Origin of the sequence: Amnibacterium kyonggiense, from assembly GCF_004364555.1 — a bacterium.
GTDB classification, from domain to species: Bacteria; Actinomycetota; Actinomycetes; order Actinomycetales; family Microbacteriaceae; genus Amnibacterium; species Amnibacterium kyonggiense.
This window is the reverse complement of record NZ_SOAM01000002.1, coordinates 62,314-80,753: the sequence shown is the minus strand read 5'-3', so window position 1 is coordinate 80,753 and position 18,440 is coordinate 62,314. Positions and strand designations below refer to the sequence as shown.

Here is an 18,440-nt window from a genome sequence, read left to right as displayed (position 1 = left end):
GCGACGGATCAGACCGGGCTCGCGTGGCCCGGCCGGCTGCTCGACCGCCGGCGCACGGTGAGCAGGCCGAGGGCGAGTAGCACCAGCCCCAGCTCCGCGATCGCCGCGGCCTCGTAGACCGCCTGCAGCACGCTGAACGGGATCAGGGCCGTCTGCACGAAGATCCAGACCAGCAGGCCGAACGCGGCGACCGTCGCGGCCACGAGCGCCCAGCGCGACCGACGGGCCGCGAGCACCGCGGCGAGCGCGTGCGAACCGCCGACGACCACGGCGAGGACGAGCCCCGGCACGAGGTACGAGTCGAACGGGCTGCCCGCGAGGTACCGCGTCGGCGGCACGAGCACGCTGGGCCCGGCGGTCAGGGTGCCGACGACGAGCGCCGCCCCGCCCGCGACCGCGGTGAGCGCCACTGCGCCCGCGACGAGGGCGAGCGCGACGCGGACGGGCGCGGGCGCGGTGCTCGACGTGCTCATGGCGCGGACGCTACGAGTCGGCGCCGGACCGCGAGGAGCGCCGTTCGTCCCGCGGGCGCCGGGACCAACGCCTCTCCTGCCCCGGCCGGAGCGGGGCGATCGTGTCGGCGTCCAGCTCCGACAACCGTGAAAGAGGTGTGCCGTGCGCGCCGTCGTCGTCGAATCCTTCGACTCCTCCCCCGCCGTCCTGGAGGTGCCGAAGCCCTCGCCCGCCGCGCACGAGGTGCTCGTGCGCATCGAGGCGTCCGGGCTCTGCCACACCGACATCCACGCGGCGCACGGCGACTGGCCGGTGCGGCCGAACCTGCCGTTCACGCCGGGTCACGAGGGCGTGGGGATCGTCGAGGAGGTCGGCTCGGCGGTGGAGGGCGTGCAGCTCGGCGACCGGGTGGCGCTCCCCTGGTTCGGGTACGGGTGCGGGCACTGCCAGTACTGCGTCGACGGCCGGGAGACGCTCTGCGAGTCGCAGCGCAACACGGGCTACTCCGTCGACGGGGCGCTGCGGGAGTTCGCGGTGGCGGACGCCCGCTACGTGGTGCGGGTGCCGGACGGCATCGCCCCGATCGACGCGGCACCGCTGACCTGCGCGGGCGTGACGACCTACAAGGCCGTGAAGGTCGCGGGGGTGACGCCCGCCGAGCGGGTCGCGGTGTTCGGCATCGGCGGCCTCGGCCATCTCGCCGTGCAGTACGCGCGGATCTTCGGCGCCTTCGTCACCGCGGTCGACGTGGTCGACGAGAAGCTCCGGCTCGCCGAGCGGCTCGGCGCCGACGCCGTGGTGAACGCCGCCGACGAGGACCCCGTCGCGGCGCTGCAGCGCGCCGGGGGCGTCGACGTCGCGATCGTGCTCGCCGCCTCGTCGGCGGTGTTCGAGCAGGCCTTCCGGAGCCTGCGGCGCGGCGGTCGGCTCGTCGCCGTGGGCCTGCCGAAGGACGGGCGCCTCGAGCTCCCGATCTTCGAGACGGTCCTCCACGGACTCGCCGTGATCGGGTCGATCGTCGGCACGCGGGAGGACCTGCGCGAGGTCTTCGCGCTGCACGCCGCGGGCAGGACCACGGTCATCACGGAGACCCGCTCGCTCGAGGACGTCGACGCGGCGATGGACGAGGTGCTCGCCGGCACCGTGCCCGCCCGCATCGTGTTCGACTTCCCCCACGCCTGACGACCCCGCCGACCCGGCGCGTCGCCGGCGGCCGGAGCAGTGCCGCGCTGCGCTGCTCCGGCCGCCGCGTGGTCCGCGCTCAGCCCACCGCCGTGCGCCGGACCGTCCCGGTCGTGTTCGTGTTCGTGGTCGTGGTCGTGGTCGTCGCCCCGGCCGGGGACTCCGCGTCGAGGGCGCGGACGAGCAGCACGGGACACGGTGCGCCGTGCACCGCGTCCTGCTCGATCACGGCGCCCGGGCCCCGGAGGTCGTGGCGGCCGAGGACGAGCATCGACGCCTCCGGCATCGCGCGCTCGATCTCCTGACCGACGCCGCCGCGGACGATCCGGCGCCGGACGAGGAGGTGCGGGAAGCGGTCGCCGAGCTCGGTCGCGCAGGCGTCGAGGGACCCGCCGGGCCAGCCGGAGTCGGGCGCACCGTCGTGCACGTGCAGGAGGACCACGGACTCGCCCTGGGCGACGGCCTCCTCGGCCGCGAGCCCGGCGGCGGCGACGCCGGCCGCCGTCGCATCGACCGCCGCGACGACGGGCCCGGTCGTGCGCCGGTGCACCGGCACGAGCACCACGGGGCCCCGCGCGCTGCGGGCGATCCGCGCGAGCAGCGCCGTCCGGTGCGGCAGGAGGCGCGCGGCGGCGCCGCCGGTCCCGATCGCGAGCAGGGATCCGGGCACGGCCGCGTCCTCGAGCACCTGCTCGACGTCCTCGTGCACCACCGCGATCTCGACGTCGACGTCCGGGCGCCGTTCCCGGACCCGCTGCGCCTCGGCCTCCATGGCCATCCGGCACGACCACTCGATGTCGAACCCTCCGCCGCCGGTGCCGAGCGCGCGGAGGAGCTGCACCGACGAGGTGGTGCTCCTGCCGACCGCCCAGTCGAGCGCGGCGTGCGCGCGGGCCGAACCGTTCCAGGCGACGACGACGCGTCCGATCACAGGGTCTCCTCCATCGATGCGGGGCCAGCGTCGCCGTCCTCGCCCCGGCGGCGACACGGGCGAAGGTCCTGCGTCCCCCGGAGCAGCGGTCGGGACCTTCGCCCGGTCCCCCGCGTCCGCCGGGCGGTCACAGTGCGGCCATGACGAGCACGAGGGCCCTGCACCGTCCCGCCGAGTGGCCGGACGACGCGGAGCTGCAGCGAGCCGTGCGCGACGAGCTCGACTGGTCGCCGCAGATCGACGCGAGCGGCATCGGCGTCTCCGCCGAGGCCGGGGTGGTGCGGCTGGACGGCGCCGTGCGCGACGCCGCGGAGGACGCCCAGGTGCGCAAAGCGGTGTTCCGGGTGCGGGGCGTCGTCGGCGTCGTCGACCGGCTCCGGACGGCGCCGCCGACGGGGCTGACGGACGAGGTCCTGCTCGACCGGGTCGTCGCGGCGCTGCGGCGCACGGCGGGGGTGCCGGCCGACGTGCACCCGGCGGTGCGGGACGGCGTGATCATCCTGACGGGGACGACCGCCTGGCACGCCGAGCGGGAGGCGGCGACGCGGACCGTGGAGCGGCTGGGCGGCGTGCGCCGGGTGGAGAACCGGATCGTGCTGACGCCGCGTCCGTCCTCGGCCGACGCGGCGGACCGGATCCGCGCCGCGCTCGTGCGCAGCGCCGCCGTCGACGCCGGCACGATCGCCGTCCGCGTCGACGGCACCGAGGTGGTCCTCGAGGGGTCCGTCCGGTCGGACGCGGAGCGCCGGCAGGCCGTGGTCGCCGCGTGGGCGTCGCCGAACGTGACGATGGTGCACGACCGGATCCGCATCGTGCCGTGAGCCGGTCGCCGTCAGACGACGGCGTCGGCCCGGTCCGCCCGTTCGGGCGCGGCCGGCGGCACGACCGGCGCGCCCACGATCATGGTCGGCCTGGTGCGCCGGCGCAGCACGCCGAGCGCGGTCGTGCCGAGCAGCGCGGGCACGGCGACGGCGCCCGTGTGCCGGCCGAGGACGACGAGCGAGGCGTACCGGCTCGCATCGGCGAGCGCGTCGACCGCCGGCGCGTGGACGGCCACCCGGGTGACCTCGAGCGACGGGAAGCGCCGCACGACGGCGTCGGCCTCCTCGTCGAGCACCGCCCGGTGCTCGGTCGCCAGCCGGTCGATCACGTCGGCGCGGAACGGCAGCAGGGCGTCCCAGCCGATCCGCTCCCACCAGGCGTGCACGACGAGCAGCGGCTGCCGCAGCCGGGTCGCCTCGCGCGCGGCGGCGAGCGCGACGTCGACCGACGCGACGCCGTCGACCCCCACGACCACCCGGTCGCCGGGCTCCGCGGGTTGGACGTCCGGGACCACGACGACGGTGCCGCGCGCCGCCGCGGCGAGCCGGACGGCGAGCTCCCGCCGCGCCGTCGCCGGATGCTCCGGCCGCACCCGCGTGCCGACGACGAGCTCGGTCCCCGGCGCCGACGCGTCGGCGAGGACGCGCAGCGGATCGCCGCGCTCGATCCGGCCGGCGATCGCGAGGCCGGGATGCACCGAGCCCAGGGCGGCGATCAGCTCGTCGAGCGCGGCACGCACCTCGTCCTCGCCCCCGGCCGCCGGGTGGACGCGGAGCAGGTGCAGCCGCCCGCGGCCGGGCAGCCGGGCGGCGGCCCACGCCGCGGCGCGGGTCGCCGCCGCCGAGCCGTCCCAGCCGACGAGGACCTCCTCCGTCACCGCGCACCCGGCCCGTGCCCACGGCCGTGCATCAGCCGATCACCTGGCGGCTGCTGCCCTCGACCTCCGCGGGGGCCGGGAGCGGCGGCACCGGCACCGGCACGTCCTGCCGGCCGACGACGAGCAGCGGCGCGACGCCGGCGAGGAGCATGGCGTGCGTGATCGAGCCGAGCAGCACGGCGGAGGACGACCACCGCCCGTGGCGTCCGAGGACGAGCAGGCCGGCGTCCGCGGCGGCCTCCCGCAGCGCGACGGGCGCCGACTCGTGGACCAGGCGCCCCGTCACGCGGAGGGTCGGATGCGCCGCGCGCACCTCCTGCAGCACCGCGTCGAGCACGGCGGCGTGCGCGTGCTCCACGGTCCTCGACGGCACGTCCTCGCCCGGCACCTCGCGGTCGACGCCGATGCCGTCGTCCTCCGGCGGCTCCGGCGGCACGTCGGGCTCGCCGACCGCCTGCCAGGCGTGCAGGAGCACGAGCGGCGCGCTCGTCGCCTCCGCGAACTCGGCCGCGCGGAGCGCCGCCGCACGGGCGGCGCTCGTGCCGTCGACGCCCGCCACCACCGGCCCGCGCCGATCCGCCGCGCCGGGCGGCACGACGATGACCGGGCCGTGCGCCCGCGAGGCGATCCGGGTCGCGACGTTCCAGCGCAGCCGATCCACGACGCCCGGCGACCGGTCGGAGCCGAGCACGAGCACGGCCGAGCGGCCGGTGCGCCGCTCGAGCTCGTCCTTGCGGTGCCCGACCGCGATCTCGCCGATCACCCGCAGGAACGGGGCGTCGAGCGCGGCCTGCGCCACCCGGGCCTGCAGCGCCCGGTCGGCCGCCGCCTCGAGGTCGAGCGGCGACGCGTCGTCCTCCCGCGCCCGCCGGTCGTCGACGACGTGGAGCAGCCGGTACCGGTCGCCGAGCGGGCGCCGGCTCGCCCAGCGCAGCGCCTCCTCCGACGCCGGGCTCCCGTCCCACCCGATCACGACGCTCTCGTACATGCTCAGCTCCTCACTGCTCGGTCCTGCTCCTGGTCGGTGCGGTCGACGGACCGCACCCGGTCGCGCTGCACCGGCTGCACCAGCCGGCGGATGCCGCCCGCCGGGCTCATCGCGCCTTCGATCCGGCACACCTCGACGTCCCGGCGCCGCAGCATCCGGACCGCGGGGTCGTCGGGCCCGGCGGAGGTCAGCAGCGCCCCCGGCTCGAGCGGCAGGAGGTCGGCCGGTCCGACGCCGCCGGTGAGGACGATCGGCCGCCCGATCCCCAGCACGGGCCCGAGCACGTCGCGGAAGGCGACGGGGTCGGCGGCGGTGAGCCGGCCGTGCGGGTCCAGGCGCAGCGTCCAGGTCCGCAGGTCGTCCCGCACCGCGGCGGCGTGCACGACGGCGACGCCGTCGTCGACGACCCCGACCACCCGGTCGAGCCGATCGAGCAGCGGGTCGCGCGGCAGCGTCACGACGACGACGGCGCGGACCACGTCGAGCTCGAGCAGGGTCCTCGCCAGCTGCCGCGCGCCGTGCGCGCTCGAGCGGTGCCCGATGCCGACGACGACCGCGTCGTCGACGAGCAGGACGTCGTCGCCGTCGAGCTGCGCGGCGCTGCGTCGGAGGTCGGGATCGGCGCGGTAGCGGATGGGCCGGAGGCTGAGCAGCGCCGGGTGCAGCCGCTGGATCGTCGACGTCAGCGCGACCGACCGCCGCGCCTCCGTCTGCCCCGGCCCCGGCAGGGCGGGGAGGATCCGCCGCCCCGCGACCACGGCGGTCGATCGCAGCGATCGCGCGGTCGGCAGCGGCGGCAGCAAGAAGCGGTCGCGGTCGGACGGGCTGTGCACCCGGTCCCAGTCCCGCGCCGGCAGCCCCGCCTGCAGCGCGCGGACCGCGGCCTCCGGCTCCAGGTCGAGCAGCAGGCGGCGCAGGCGCCGCGCCGCGACCGGCGTGGTCGCGGCCGCGTCGACGACGGCGCTCACGAGCCCACGACGCGCGTCGAGCGATCCCAGCAGGTCGACCAGCAGGTCGCGCAGCCCCAGCACCCGGATGCCCCGGTCATGCAGCGCCGCGGCGAGCGCGTCGACCGATCGCTCCCCCAGCGCGGGATGACGGACCGCGGTGTCGAGCATGGCCGCCCGGAGCACCCCGATCTCCGAGTGCACGCCGGCCTCGGTGCCGGTGAAGGGTCGGAGCGACCGGTCGCCGCCCTCCGCGGTCATGAGGCCCGGAGGCGCTGGGCGGGGGCTCGCGGCTTCCGTCGTCCTCATGGCCTGCAGGCTCCGCTCGCGGTCGTCGTCGACACAGGGGAAAAGGTCCCCGGCTGGTCAGTACCAGGCGGCGTCGGGTTCCTCGCCGCGGAGGAAGCCGCGGCCGCTCACCGAGGTCGGCACCAGGACGACCACCCGCGACTTCGCCGTGGGCAGCCAGGACACGATCGGGAGCCGCTCCGCGTCGAACTGCTCCGCCATCGTCTCGAGCGGTCGCGCCTCGCCCTTCACGACGACGCTCCACGCGCTCTGCTCGTCGGTGCCGTCGATCTCGAACGCGACGTGCCGGTTCACCGTCAGCGCGGCGAGCTTCGTGCCCGGGTTGGTCTTGAAGAGGATCCGCCGTCGGTCCACGGCGTAGTTCACGGGGTACAGGTCGACGACGCCGTCGACCGCGACGGCGAGGCGGCCGAGGGCACCGCGTTCCAGCAGCGCCCAGCAGTCCTCCTCGGTGAGCAGGGCGACCGGATCGCTCTCGACGTCCGACATCGTCCGCCTCCTCCCTCGCGGGCCGCCGGTCAGACGGTCGCGGCCTCGCGCTTCGCGCCGCTCGTGCGCTTCGCCGGCACGGGCTCGGCGGGCACGACGAGCACCGGGCACTTCGCGTGCGCGGCCACGGGCAGCGCCACCGAGCCGAGCAGCAGCCCGGCGAGCTCCCGGTGCCCCGCCCGGCCGACGACGAGCAGGTCCGCGTCGGCGCTCGCCTCGATGAGCACCCGCGCGGTCGGCCCTTCGCGCAGGCTCGGGTGCAGGCGCGGCGGCCGGTCGTCCCGGAACGCGGCCGCGACGGCGTCGTCGAGCTCCCGCTGTGCCTGGTCCTGGACCTCGCTGCGGAAGTCGACGTAGGCGTCGGCGTACATCGTCGTGTCCTCCCATGCGGCGACCGCGTCCAGCTCGGCGTCCATCTCGGCGGCGGCTTCCGTCGCGGCGCGCAGCACCGCGGTCGCCGACGCGGCGCCGCCGACGCCGACGACCACGCGGCCGCCGCTGGGCGATTCCGCGTCCGGCGCGCGGTCGCCGCCGTGCATGACGAGGACCGGGCAGTGCGCGTGCATCGCGCAGGCCATGCTCACCGACCCGATGAGCAGGCCCACGAAGCCGCCGTGCCCCCGGCTGCCGACGACGAGCAGGTCGGCCGTCCGGCTCTCCTCGACCAGGACGTCGGCCGGTCCGCCCTGCACGATCACGGTGCGCACGGGGACGACGCACCGGCCGTGGAAGGCGTCGACGAGGGCCTCCTGCAGCAGCGTCGCCGCGGCCTCCCGCAGGTCCGGGATCACGATCGGCGCGCGCGGCACGATCATCGGGACGCCCCACGCCACCACGGCGACGAGCTCCCCGCCGCGGGCCGCGGCCGCCCACTCCCCCGCGCGCAGCGCGGCGACGGAGTCGGCCGAGCCGTCGACGCCGACGACGACGCGGGGCCGGTGGTCCGACGGCCGGGAGGGGTTCGAGTCGCTCATGCTGCGAGGGTCGTGAGCGGGCCCCGTCAGCGCCAGGGCAGAAGGTCCCTCGCGGCGGTCACCAGAACCAGCGCGCCTGCTCGTCGACCCGGCGGTGGAACGCCCGTCCCGTCAGCTCGTGGACCGTCAGCACCGCGAGCGCGTCGCGCGGGCCGCGCTCGTCGGGCGCCCACGGCGCCAGGCCGATCTCGCGCTCGAGCGCCAGCGCGCCCGGGTCGTCGGAGCGCTCCACGTCGCCGCGGGCGATGACGCTCCAGGCGGTCGTGCGGTCCCAGCCGTCGACCTCGAACGGGACGGCGTGGTGCCGCGTCCAGATCAGCGGCGTGTGCGGCGACGTCCGCATCACGAGGCGGCGGTCGCGGACGACGTAGTTGATCGGGACGATCTCGATCCGGTCCTCGGACATGAAGGCGATCCGCCCGACCTGGTTCGCGAGCAGCCGCCGCCAGCACTCGTGCTCGTCGAGGTGCTCGACGCGCTCCTCGGGGTCGACCGCCGTGCCGTCCATCGCGTCCCTCTCCTCGTCCGGGCTCTCAGTGTCCGGGCGGTGCCGGGCCGCAGCAGGGGCGAAAGACCCCTGCGCGCAGTGCGGCCCGGGCCTACCGTCGGGCCGACGCTCCGGAGGAGGACCGATGAGGACGCGCGGGGTGCGAACGGTGCGTGACACGGGCGCGCTCGCAGCGGTCCTCCCCGGAGCGCCGTCGCCCCGCCCGCCCGCCCCGGGGGCGTGAGCCGTGCCGGTCACGATCGTCTCGCTCGGCAAGGCGACGCAGGACGTGTTCCTCCGCTCGGCGCGCGACTTCGTGCCGCGCCCCGGCCCGGGCGGCCGCGTGCTGGTGCTGCCGCTCGGCGCCAAGCTGGACCTCGACGACCTCGTCGTCACCACCGGCGGCAACGCGGCGAACGCGGCGACCACCTTCGCCTGGCAGGGGCTGCGGAGCCGCTTCCTGTGGGCGCTCGGCGAGGACGAGGCGAGCACGCGCATCCTCGAGGCCCTCCGCGACGACGGGGTGGACGTCACGCACGTCCTCGTGGAGCCCGGCCGCACCGCGAGCGTCTCCGTCGTGCTGCTCGCCCCGTCGGGCGAGCGCACCATCCTGAACGAGCGCGGGACCCTGCCGTCCGCCTTCGGCGCGCGCCTCGACCTCGAGCCGATCGCGGGCGCCGACTGGCTCTACCTCTCGTCGCTCGCCGGCGACATGCGCCTCCTCGGCGACGCGCTCGCGGTCGCGAACGCGTTCGGGACGCGGGTGCTGCTGAACCCGGCGGGGACGGAGCTGGCGCTGCTCCGGGCGCTGCTGCCGATGCTGCCGCGCTGCGACGTCGTCGCGGTGAACGCCGACGAGGCGAGGCTGCTGCTCGGCTGCGTCGAGCAGGACCCGGACGAGCTCGCCGTCGCGCTGTCCCGGACGGGGCCGGCCGCGCTCGTGACCGACGGGGCCCGCGGGGCGTCCTTCTGCGACGGCTCCCGGCTCTACGCCGCGGGCATCAGCGCGGCGCGGGAGGTCGTGGACACGACCGGCTGCGGCGACGCGTTCGCCTCCGGGTTCCTCGCCCGCCTGGCGCTCGGGGAGCCCGTCTCGTCCTGCATCGCGTTCGGCGCCGCGAACGCCGCATCGGTGCTGCGGCACGTCGGGTCCCGGGCCGGCATCCTCCGCCCGGGCGCCGCGTCGCCGTCGCTCCCGGTCGTCGAACGACCGGTCGAGCAGCGGCGGCCGCCGATCCGGCCGTCCCGCGACCGCACGACGAAGGTCCCTGGCCGCGCCGCGGCGGCGACCGCACGCTGATCGCATGACTGCGAACCGGTCCCCGGCCGTCGACGACGAGCGGCGGTCGGCGAACGCCACGCGCACCGCGGTGCTCGGCGCCCTGTACTCCGCCTGCGGGCACGACGACGACGTCGACGTGCAGGTGGAGCGGGGCGTGGTGCAGCTCACCGGCCGGGTGCGCGCGATCGAGAACCGCGACCGCGTCATCCGGGCCGCGCACGGCGTCCCCGGGGTCGTCGTGGTCCTCGACGACATCGTCCTCGGCACGGCGCGGACCCCGCTCCGCGCCGACCACCTCATCGCGGCGGACGTGCTGCACCTGCTCGCAGGGCTCCCCTCCCTGCCCGTCGACCGGCTCCGCGCACGGGTGCACGAGGGCGTCGTCGTGGTGACCGGCACGATCACGCGGACCTTCCAGCGCGACACGGTGCTGAACCTGCTCGGGGCGATCCGGGGCGTGGCGGACGTCGTCGACGCCGTGCGCGTCGTGCCGGATCACGAGGACCCGCACGCGGCGTCCACGACGACCCACCACCGGCCGGACGCGTTCGTCGACTGATCCGCGGTCCGTCCGTCCGCGTCAGACCCGCCGCAGCTCCCGGCCGGTGACGGCGACGGGCGTGATCCGCACGACCGCGCGCGCGTCGTCGCCCGCGAACGGCGACGCCGGCGGGATCACCTCACGACCCACGAGGTCGGCGGGCAGCTCCTCCGCCCGGCCCGACACCACCACGCTCCAGGCGACGTCCTCGTCCCACCGATCGATCTCGAGCGCGACGCGCCCGTCGAGGAGGATCGCGAGCAGCTTGCTCCCCGGCCGCGTCCGGATGAGGAGCCCGCCGGGCCCGACGCGGTAGCCCACCGGGAAGATCGCGGGCTCGCCCCGCAGCACGACCGCGATGCGGCCGATCCGCTCGCCGGCCAGCCGGACCCAGCACTCGCGCTCGTCGAGCTCGGTCGTGACGACGGTGCGTGCGGTGTCGGTCGGCATGCGGCGCCTCTCGGTCCAGGAGGCCTGGATCCTCGCCGCCGGCCGGCGCGGGGCGGCAGGGGCGAAGGTCCTCCTGCCCGCGGACCTTCGCCCCTCGGCGTCCCCCGCCGTCCGACGCAGGATGCGCGGCGTCCATCGCGCACGGAGGAGCACACCATGGCCGCGTTCACCGGGAAGTCGGCGATCGTCACCGGCGGCGGGTCGGGCATCGGCGAGGCGACCGCGCGGCTGCTCGCGGAGCGGGGCGCCGACGTGCTCGTCGTCGACCTCCACGAGGACGCCGCGCAGCGCGTGACCGACGCGATCCGCCACGACGGCGGCACCGCCGCGGTCTTCGCGGGCGACATGGCCGACGTCGCGGCGGTCGGGGCCGCAGTCGACGCCGCCGTCGAGCGGTTCGGCGGCCTCGACCTCGCGTTCAACAACGCGGGCGTCGGCGGCCCGCTCGGCCCCCTCGCCGATGTCGATCTCGACGGCTACCGCCGGCTCATCGAGGTGAACCTGAACGCCGTCTTCGTCGCGATGCACGCCGAGATCCCCCGCATGCTCGCCGCGGGCGGCGGGGCGATCGTGAACATGTCCTCGATCCTCGGACTCGTCGGCGATCCGGGCGCCGCCCCGTACGTGACGGCGAAGCACGGCGTCACCGGCATGACGAAGGCCGCGGCCCTCGCGTACGCGGCGAAGGGCGTCCGCATCAACTCGGTGCATCCCGGCTACATCGACACGCCGCTGCTCGCGGCCCTCCCGGCCGAAGCCCACGCGGCCCTCGCGGCGCAGCACCCCGTCGGACGCATCGGCACCGCGCGGGAGGTCGCCGAGGTCGTCGCCTTCCTGCTCTCCGACGCCGCGTCGTTCGTCGTCGGGGCGCAGTGGACCGTGGACGGCGGCTACACCGCGCGGTGACGGCGGATCACCGTCCCCGCAGGCGTGCGCGCGTCGCGACCACCGCTCGAAGCGGGTCAGACCGGTCGCCCCAGCGTGCTCTCCCGGGCGTCGAGCCTCGGCTCGAGGAGGACGGTCGTGTGCATGTGCTCCGCGGGATCCTCCTCGATCTCCTGGATGAGCAGCCGGACGCCCTCCTCGCCCATCGCGTCGCCCTCCATCGAGACGGAGGTGAGCGGGACCGCTCCGCCCCATGCTGCGGAGTTGTGGTCGCAGCCCATCACCGCGATGTCCTCCGGCACGCGGATCCCGCCTGCGCGCAGCTCCTCGATGGCCGCGATGGCGAGCAGGTCCGACACCGCGACGATCGCGTCCGGCCGGTCGGCGACGTCGCGCCGGAGGAGGGATCGCACGACCGGGACGACCGTGGAGGGCGTCCACGTGTCCACGTCGACCTCCTCGAGGCGCATCGCCGTGCCGAGCGCGGCGGCGGCCGCGCGGACGCCGGCTCGTCGCCGCGCGACGGGCTGCAGCGCGTCGTCGCCACCGATGAAGAGGACGTCACGACGCCCGAGGTCGGCCATGTGCCGGACCGCGATGCGGCCGACCTCCTCGTTGTCGACGAGCACCCGGCAGCAGTCGGCGCGCTGCGGGTCGAAGTTCAGCAGCACGACCGGGCAGTCGAGTCGGCGGACGCGGTCGATCGCCGCGTCGATCTCCTCCAGCGGTGCGACGAGCAGCCCGGATGCGCTCGTGCCGGCCAGGTGGACCATGTGCTCCATGAGCAGGTCGTGGTCGTCCTCGGCCGTCGCGATCCGCAGATGCCGGCCGTCCGCCCGGGACATCCGCTGCGCCCCGCGCGCGGCGTCGACGAACAGCGAGTTGCTGAGGCCGACGACGACGAGCCCGATCATCCGGGTGTCCCCGCTGGCGAGGACGCTGGCCGCCGCGTTCCGGGAGAAGCCGAGGTCGGCGATGGCCTCCTGGACCCGGCGCCTGGTGTCCGGGGTCACCAGCTCCGGGTGGTTGAACACGTTCGACACCGTGCCGAGGGAGACGTCCGCACGCCGCGCGACGTCGGCGAGCCGGGGCCGGCCGGCGGCGGGGAGGCGACCGCGGGGCACGGGACGATGCTAGGGCGTCGGGCCCGACGGCGGGGTCGGGCCGCGCACGGACGTCGGCGCCGCCGCGGGCACGCCCGTCACCGCACGGTCGCGTCGACGACGTCGGAGGCGGCGGACTCCAGACGGTGCCGCCCGCCCTCGATCCGCTGCTCCGCAGCACCGGGCAGCCGGACGAGGGCGTGCACGCCCTCGGGCAGCTCGAGCTCGAGGTGCAGCCGATCCTCCTCGACGCGCCAGTCCACGGCGATCCGGCCGTGCGGCGTGACGAGCGAGGTGGCGGCGGACGTCATCCCCCCGCCGGGACGGGGCGCGACGACGACCGAGCGGTAGCCGGGCTCGCCCGGCGCGATGCCGCCGATCACGCGGTGCATCCAGTCCGCGACCGCCCCGAGGGCGTAGTGGTTGAAGCTCGTCATCTGGCCGGGGTTGATGGACCCGTCGGGCAGCATCGAGTCCCACCGCTCCCACACCGTGGTCGCCCCCATCTCGACGGGGTAGAGCCAGGAGGGGCACTCGCGCTCGAGCAGCAGCCGGTAGGCCGCGTCGAGGTGCCCGGTGCTGGAGAGCGCGTCCGTGATGAACGGCGTGCCGGCGAACCCGGTGGAGATCCGCCAGCCGGCGGCCGCGGCGAGCGCGGCGAGCCGGTCGCCGGCCGCGCGGCGGTCGGGCTCGTCGAGCAGGCCGAAGACGATCGCGAGCGCGTAGACCGTGGTGCAGTCGCTGCGGATGCGTCCGTCTGCAACGTACTCCCGCTGGAACGCCGCGCGGAGGCGCTCCGCGGCCTCGCGGAACTCCGCCTCCTCGGCGATCCTGCCGAGGAGCGCGGCGGTCTGCGCGGTGAGGTCGGCGCTGCGGTAGGCGCAGGCGGTGGCGACGACGCCGGGGTCGGCCTTGGCCGCGGCCGGGTCCTCGGGCGGCGCGTCGGGGTCGAGCCAGTCCCCGAACTGGAACCCGGTGTCCCAGACGCCCGACGGCGACAGCAGCGTCTGCACGCGTCGGACGTGCGCGGTCATCGAGCCGAACTGGTCCTCGAGCACCCGGCGGTCCCCGTACGCCTGCCAGAGCGCCCAGGGCACCCAGACCCCCGCGTCGCTCCACACCGCGGTCGCGTCCGCACCCGGGAAGAGGTCGGGCGCGTCGAGGTACTTCAGCGCGTCCGGCACGACGAAGGGGATGACGCCGTCCTGGTGCCGCTGCTCGAGGGCGACGTCGCGGAGCCAGTCGCGCAGGAAGTCGTCGACGTCGAACAGGAACGCGGCGGTCGGTGCGAAGGCCGCGATGTCGCCGGTCCAGCCGAGCCGCTCGTCGCGCTGCGGGCAGTCGGTGGGCACGTCGAGGAAGTTGCCGCGCATCCCCCACACGACGTTCTCGTGCAGCCGGTTGATGAGCGGGTCGGAGGTGGTGAACGTGCCGATCCGATCGAGGTCGGAGGAGACGACGACGGCGGTCACGTCGCCGATGCCGATCTCCCCGGGCCATCCGGTGATCTCGGCGTACCGGAAGCCGTGGAAGGTGAAGGTGGGCTCGAGCTCGTCGACGTCCCCGCTCAGGACGTAGCGGTCGGTGGCCTCCGCGCTGCGGAGCGGACGGGTGCCGAGCTCGTCGTGCTCGAGCACCTCCGCGTGGCGGACGACGATCTCGTCGCCGGCGGCGCCCTGGACGCGGATCCGCACCCAGCCGACGATGTTCTGCCCGAAGTCGACGAGCGTCCTGCCGGACGGGGAGATCCAGACGGCCTGGGGCAGCAGCTCCTGCTGCCGGGAGACGCCGGGGCCGATGTACGGCTCCAGTCGGCTGCAGTCGTGGTCGAGCTCGACGACGCCGCGCCAGTCCGGATGGGTGAAGCCGGGTCGCTGCCAGGCGCCGTCGATGCGGCGGGCGTCGATCGTCTGCCCGTCGTAGAGGTCGTTCGCCAGCACCGCGCCCGGCCCCGCCGTCCACGTCGAGTCGCTGACGACGTGCTGCACGGCGCCGTCCTCGAACTCGACGGCCAGGTCGGCGAACCCGGCGACGACGTCGCCGTACAGCGCCCGCTGCCCCTCCCACGCCAGCCGGCCGCCGTACCAGCCGTTGCCGAGCGCGAGCCCGAGCACGGACGTCGGCTCCAGCAGTGCGGTCACGTCGATCTCCGCGGCTCGGAGGCGCCATTCGTAGCTCGTCCAGCCGGGGGTGAAGAGGTGGTCGTCGACGGGGCGGCCGTTGATCGTCGCCTCGACGATGCCGAGGGCCGACAGCGCGAGGCGGGCGCGGACGACCGCGCCGTGCCCGGGCTCGAGCGTGAACTCCTTGCGGAGCAGGGGGGCGCTGTCCAGCGCGGTGCTGGGCGCGATCATGTGCGCTTCGGTGTGCACGGGTGGATCCTTCCGGGTCGCGGGCGTCAGCCCTTGACCGCTCCGCTGGTGAGACCCGCCACGATCTGCCGGTTGAAGAAGACGTACATCACGAGCGGCGGGATCGTGATCAGCAGGATGTCCATGAAGAGCAGGTTGTAGTAGCTCAGGTTCTGGCCCTGGAACTGGTACAGGGTCAGCTGCACGGTGGCGTTCTCGTCGCCGGGGAAGAAGTACAGCGGGTTCGCGAAGTCGTTGAAGACGGCGACCGCCTGCACGACGACGACGGTGACGACGACGGGCCGCAGCAGCGGCAGCACGACGCGGAGGAAGAGCCGGATCGGGCCGGCGCCGTCGATGAGGGCCGCCTCGTCCAGCTCCCGCGGGATGGTCCGCATGAAGGCGCGGAACAGCAGGATGTTGAACGAGAGGCCGAAGGTCGTCTCGATCAGGATCATCCCGAGCATCGTCTTGAACAGGCCGACGCCCTGCAGCACCCAGATCGTCGGCACGACCGCCGGCGGCACGATCAGGCCGGCGAGGACGAAGAAGTTGATGACGGTCCCCCACCGGCTCGGTCGCCGTTCGAGGACGTAGCCCGCCATCGCCGCGAGGAGGGTCGTCAGGACGACCGACACGACGGTGAGCACGCTGCTGTTGAGGAACGCGCGCAGGATGATGCCGTCGTTCGCCTGGAGCACGTCGACGAGGTTCGGCAGGAACCGCCACTCCGTCGGCCAGCTGAACGCCAGCGACGACGCCTCCCCCGGGGTCTTCGCGGCCTGGAGGACCACGAAGAGGAACGGGACGAGGAAGATCACGGCCGACGCGGCGATGGCGATGAGGCCGAACACCACCGACCTCGTGCGCTGCGCTCTCACAGGTCCACCTGCTTCCGGTTGAGCAGCCAGGAGACGGGGACCATGACCGCGGTGACGACGATGAAGAGGACGACGTTGCCCGCCGTGGAGAGGCCGAAGAACCCGGCCTGGTACTCCTTGTAGATGACCGACGCGATGACGTCGCTCGTGAAGCCGGGACCGCCGCCGGTGGTGGCCCAGATGATGTCGAACGATCGCAGGCCACCGATCAGCGACAGGATGACGACCGTCGCCATGGCGGGCCGCGACAGCGGGATCGTGATGGTCCGCACGAGCCGCCAGCTGCTCGCGCCGTCCATCCGCGCGGCCTCGTAGTACTCCTGGGGGATCGCGACGATCCCCGCCATGAAGATCAGGGTCGCGATGCCGATGCCCTTCCAGACGTCGACGCCGGCGATCGTCCAGAGCGCCATGTTCGGGTCGGTGAACCATCCCGGCTGCGGCAGTCCGACCGCGCCCAGCAGCGCGTTGACCATGCCGTGGAACGGGTCGAGCAGGTTCTTGAAGACGATCCCGACGCCGATCGTGGAGACGAGGACGGGGAAGAAGATGACCGCGCGCAGGTAGCCGCGGGCGATGACCGGGCCGGTGAGGAACAGCGCGAGCAGGAAGCCGAGCACGACCTTGGCGGCACTCGTGACGAAGCCGTACTCGAAGGTGTGGACGAACCCGTTGATCAGCTGCGGGTCCTGGAGGAACGCGACGAAGTTGCCGAAGCCGATGAAGGTGGTGTCGAACAGCGTCCACCGCGTGAGCGAGAAGTAGAACGACGCGAACGTGGGGATCGCGAAGAACACCACGTACAGGGCGACCGCGGGCAGGAAGAACCACATCGGGTACGCGGATCGGGTGCGGGGCCGGTATCGCTGCCGGAGCAGCCCCGCGGACGCGGGCGGCAGCGCCTGCGTGGTCGTCGTCGTCATCGGGGGCTCCTCCTCGAGCGGGTGCTGGTGCATGGCTCCGAGGGGCCGGGACGGGATCCCGACCCCTCGGAGCCCGGGTGGTGGATCAGTTCCAGCCGGACAGGCCGAGCTGCTGGGCCTGCTTCTTCACGTCCTCGTCGTAGAGCGCTGCCCCCTGCGCGGCCGTGGAGATGCCGGAGCCGACCTGGATCAGGATCTTCTCGAGGTTCGGGCCCTTGATGGCGGACAGGAACTCGAGCGCGACCCCGGCTTTGCCCTGCTGGACGTACTGCTGCGTGTCGGACACGACGGTGTTGACCGTGCTCGGCAGCTTGCAGGTGCTGATGGAGTACGGCCCCGACGGAGCGACGACCTTGTTCTGCACGGCGCAGCCGGCCGAGGAGTTCATCCAGGCCACGAACTTCTTGGCCGCGATCAGCTTGTCCCCGGTCGTCGACGTCGGGATGTAGGCCGCGCCCGGCTCCCAGACCGTCAGACGCGTGTCGGCGCCGTTGTCGGCCGGCAGCGGGAAGATGCCGATGTCGTTGACCTGGTCCGGGTTGCTCTGCTGGACGTTCGAGATGACCACGCCGAGCATCGGGTACTGCGCGGCCTTGCCCTCGGCGAGCTCCTTCAGCCCGTTGACGTTGGTGAGCGCCGCGTAGTCCTTGTTCAGCAGGCCGAGATCGTGCACCTGCTGGGTGTGCTGGAAGCCCTCGAGCGCGGGCTGCTTCGCGTACTTCGCCGACGCGTCGTTCGCGGTGTACTGCTTCGCCCAGCTCGAGTCCGCAGCGGAGATGTTCGCGAAGCTGCCGAGCACGAAGAGCTGCGCCGTCCAGGTGTCGCCGTAGGTCTGCAGGACCGGGGTGATGCCCGCGGCCTTGATCTTCTTGCTGTTCGCGAGGAACTGCGCCCAGGTCGTCGGCACCGAGAGCCCGAGCTTCGCGTAGACCTTCTTGTTGTAGAGGACGCCTCCGGCGAACGACGTGCCGACCGGCGCGCCGTAGAAGCCCTTGGACGTGCTGACCGTGGTCTTGAAGTTCGCGTCGACGTCCTCGACCCACGGCTCGTTGCCGAGCGGCTGCAGCGTCTTGTCGGGGTCGAGGGCCTGGAACAGCGACCCGGAGTTGTAGAGGAACACGTCGTCCATGTCGCCGGTGGACAGCTTCGTCTTGACGTAGTTGTCGCCGTCGCCGCCCGCGGGCTTCGAGCCGTCGATTTTGACCGTGACCTTCGGCTCGGCCTTGTGGAAGCCGTCGGCGTAGGCCTTGCCCTGCGCGATCGACGCCGGGTCGTTGCCGGTCAGCAGCGTGATGGTCGTGTCGTGCTGCAGGTCGCTGTTCGACGTGACCGACTTGTCGCCGGTCGACGCTGAACCGCCGCCGAGCCCTCCGGAGCAGCCGGTGAGCGATGCGATGAGGACCGCGACGCCGCCGACGGCGAGGGCGCTCCGCGTGATGCGGGGTGCCAGCTTCATAACCCTTACCTCCTTGTAAAGAGCGCCACGGTGGTCCTCGACGGGATTGAAGCGCTTCAAATGCACACTACGGTCGCCGGCGACCCACGACGACGTCCCTCGGGTAACG

The 18,440-nt window shown here is 74.4% G+C and carries 19 protein-coding genes; 5 read left to right on the top strand and 14 right to left on the bottom strand.

What is annotated here, in order from left to right; all coding sequences use genetic code 11:
• Positions 1 to 8: 8 nt before the first annotated feature.
• Positions 9 to 473, bottom strand: a complete 465-nt coding sequence (locus CLV52_RS08780) for a hypothetical protein (protein ID WP_133765991.1) — start codon at positions 471 to 473, stop codon at positions 9 to 11.
• Between the two features lie 142 nt (positions 474 to 615).
• On the opposite strand from CLV52_RS08780, the gene adhP reads away from it, so the two are divergent.
• Entirely contained in the window at positions 616 to 1,635 is a 1,020-nt protein-coding gene (adhP, locus tag CLV52_RS08775) for an alcohol dehydrogenase AdhP (RefSeq protein WP_133765990.1), read from the top strand.
• A gap of 79 nt (positions 1,636 to 1,714) precedes the next feature.
• Here adhP and CLV52_RS08770 read toward each other — a convergent pair whose 3' ends face one another.
• On the bottom strand, positions 1,715 to 2,566 hold the full coding sequence (locus CLV52_RS08770; RefSeq protein WP_133765989.1) for a universal stress protein: 852 nt from the start codon (positions 2,564 to 2,566) through the stop codon (positions 1,715 to 1,717).
• Between the two features lie 140 nt (positions 2,567 to 2,706).
• Between CLV52_RS08770 and CLV52_RS08765 the strand changes: the two genes are divergently transcribed.
• Positions 2,707 to 3,387: a BON domain-containing protein gene (locus CLV52_RS08765; protein WP_133765988.1), complete on the top strand. Its 681-nt coding sequence runs from the start codon at positions 2,707 to 2,709 to the stop codon at positions 3,385 to 3,387.
• 11 nt (positions 3,388 to 3,398) lie between these two features.
• Here the strand turns inward: CLV52_RS08765 and CLV52_RS08760 are convergent, their stop codons facing one another.
• Genes CLV52_RS08760 through CLV52_RS18365 form a run of 6 tightly spaced genes read right to left on the bottom strand, consistent with a single transcriptional unit; the run spans position 3,399 to position 8,480 of the window.
• A complete protein-coding gene (locus CLV52_RS08760) occupies positions 3,399 to 4,265 on the bottom strand; it encodes a universal stress protein (protein WP_133765987.1) in 867 nt (288 codons plus the stop codon).
• 31 nt (positions 4,266 to 4,296) lie between these two features.
• Positions 4,297 to 5,253: a universal stress protein gene (locus tag CLV52_RS08755; protein ID WP_133765986.1), complete on the bottom strand. Its 957-nt coding sequence runs from the start codon at positions 5,251 to 5,253 to the stop codon at positions 4,297 to 4,299.
• A 2-nt stretch (positions 5,254 to 5,255) separates the two neighbouring features.
• Positions 5,256 to 6,509 carry an arginine deiminase family protein gene (locus CLV52_RS08750; RefSeq protein WP_133765985.1) on the bottom strand — a complete coding sequence of 418 codons (1,254 nt, stop codon included), beginning with the start codon at positions 6,507 to 6,509 and terminating at the stop codon, positions 5,256 to 5,258.
• A 57-nt stretch (positions 6,510 to 6,566) separates the two neighbouring features.
• Positions 6,567 to 6,998 (bottom strand): pyridoxamine 5'-phosphate oxidase family protein, encoded by a 432-nt coding sequence (locus CLV52_RS08745; protein ID WP_133765984.1) that lies wholly within the window; start codon positions 6,996 to 6,998, stop codon positions 6,567 to 6,569.
• Positions 6,999 to 7,027: 29 nt separating this feature from the next.
• Complete coding sequence (locus CLV52_RS08740; RefSeq protein ID WP_133765983.1) at positions 7,028 to 7,972, bottom strand: universal stress protein; 945 nt, start codon at positions 7,970 to 7,972, stop codon at positions 7,028 to 7,030.
• Between the two features lie 58 nt (positions 7,973 to 8,030).
• On the bottom strand, positions 8,031 to 8,480 hold the full coding sequence (locus CLV52_RS18365; protein WP_162850772.1) for a pyridoxamine 5'-phosphate oxidase family protein: 450 nt from the start codon (positions 8,478 to 8,480) through the stop codon (positions 8,031 to 8,033).
• A 226-nt stretch (positions 8,481 to 8,706) separates the two neighbouring features.
• Between CLV52_RS18365 and CLV52_RS08730 the strand changes: the two genes are divergently transcribed.
• Complete coding sequence (locus CLV52_RS08730) at positions 8,707 to 9,759, top strand: carbohydrate kinase family protein (RefSeq protein ID WP_133765981.1); 1,053 nt, start codon at positions 8,707 to 8,709, stop codon at positions 9,757 to 9,759.
• 4 nt (positions 9,760 to 9,763) lie between these two features.
• A complete protein-coding gene (locus CLV52_RS08725) occupies positions 9,764 to 10,300 on the top strand; it encodes a BON domain-containing protein (protein ID WP_133765980.1) in 537 nt (178 codons plus the stop codon).
• Positions 10,301 to 10,321: 21 nt separating this feature from the next.
• Here the strand turns inward: CLV52_RS08725 and CLV52_RS08720 are convergent, their stop codons facing one another.
• Positions 10,322 to 10,732 (bottom strand): pyridoxamine 5'-phosphate oxidase family protein, encoded by a 411-nt coding sequence (locus CLV52_RS08720; RefSeq protein WP_133765979.1) that lies wholly within the window; start codon positions 10,730 to 10,732, stop codon positions 10,322 to 10,324.
• 156 nt (positions 10,733 to 10,888) lie between these two features.
• Between CLV52_RS08720 and CLV52_RS08715 the strand changes: the two genes are divergently transcribed.
• On the top strand, positions 10,889 to 11,638 hold the full coding sequence (locus CLV52_RS08715) for an SDR family NAD(P)-dependent oxidoreductase (protein ID WP_133765978.1): 750 nt from the start codon (positions 10,889 to 10,891) through the stop codon (positions 11,636 to 11,638).
• Positions 11,639 to 11,694: 56 nt separating this feature from the next.
• Here the strand turns inward: CLV52_RS08715 and CLV52_RS08710 are convergent, their stop codons facing one another.
• From CLV52_RS08710 to CLV52_RS08690, 5 genes are all read right to left on the bottom strand, one after another.
• Positions 11,695 to 12,741 carry a LacI family DNA-binding transcriptional regulator gene (locus tag CLV52_RS08710; protein WP_133765977.1) on the bottom strand — a complete coding sequence of 349 codons (1,047 nt, stop codon included), beginning with the start codon at positions 12,739 to 12,741 and terminating at the stop codon, positions 11,695 to 11,697.
• 77 nt (positions 12,742 to 12,818) lie between these two features.
• The gene (locus CLV52_RS08705; protein WP_133766747.1) at positions 12,819 to 15,074 is read right to left on the bottom strand and encodes a family 78 glycoside hydrolase catalytic domain; all 2,256 of its coding nucleotides are present in this window, start codon (positions 15,072 to 15,074) and stop codon (positions 12,819 to 12,821) included.
• Between the two features lie 44 nt (positions 15,075 to 15,118).
• The gene (locus CLV52_RS08700; protein WP_133765976.1) at positions 15,119 to 15,952 is read right to left on the bottom strand and encodes a carbohydrate ABC transporter permease; all 834 of its coding nucleotides are present in this window, start codon (positions 15,950 to 15,952) and stop codon (positions 15,119 to 15,121) included.
• On the bottom strand, positions 15,949 to 16,875 hold the full coding sequence (locus tag CLV52_RS08695; protein ID WP_133765975.1) for a carbohydrate ABC transporter permease: 927 nt from the start codon (positions 16,873 to 16,875) through the stop codon (positions 15,949 to 15,951). Before CLV52_RS08695 ends, CLV52_RS08700 begins: the two co-directional genes overlap by 4 nt.
• A gap of 85 nt (positions 16,876 to 16,960) precedes the next feature.
• Positions 16,961 to 18,331, bottom strand: a complete 1,371-nt coding sequence (locus tag CLV52_RS08690) for an ABC transporter substrate-binding protein (protein WP_133765974.1) — start codon at positions 18,329 to 18,331, stop codon at positions 16,961 to 16,963.
• Positions 18,332 to 18,440: the final 109 nt, after the last annotated feature.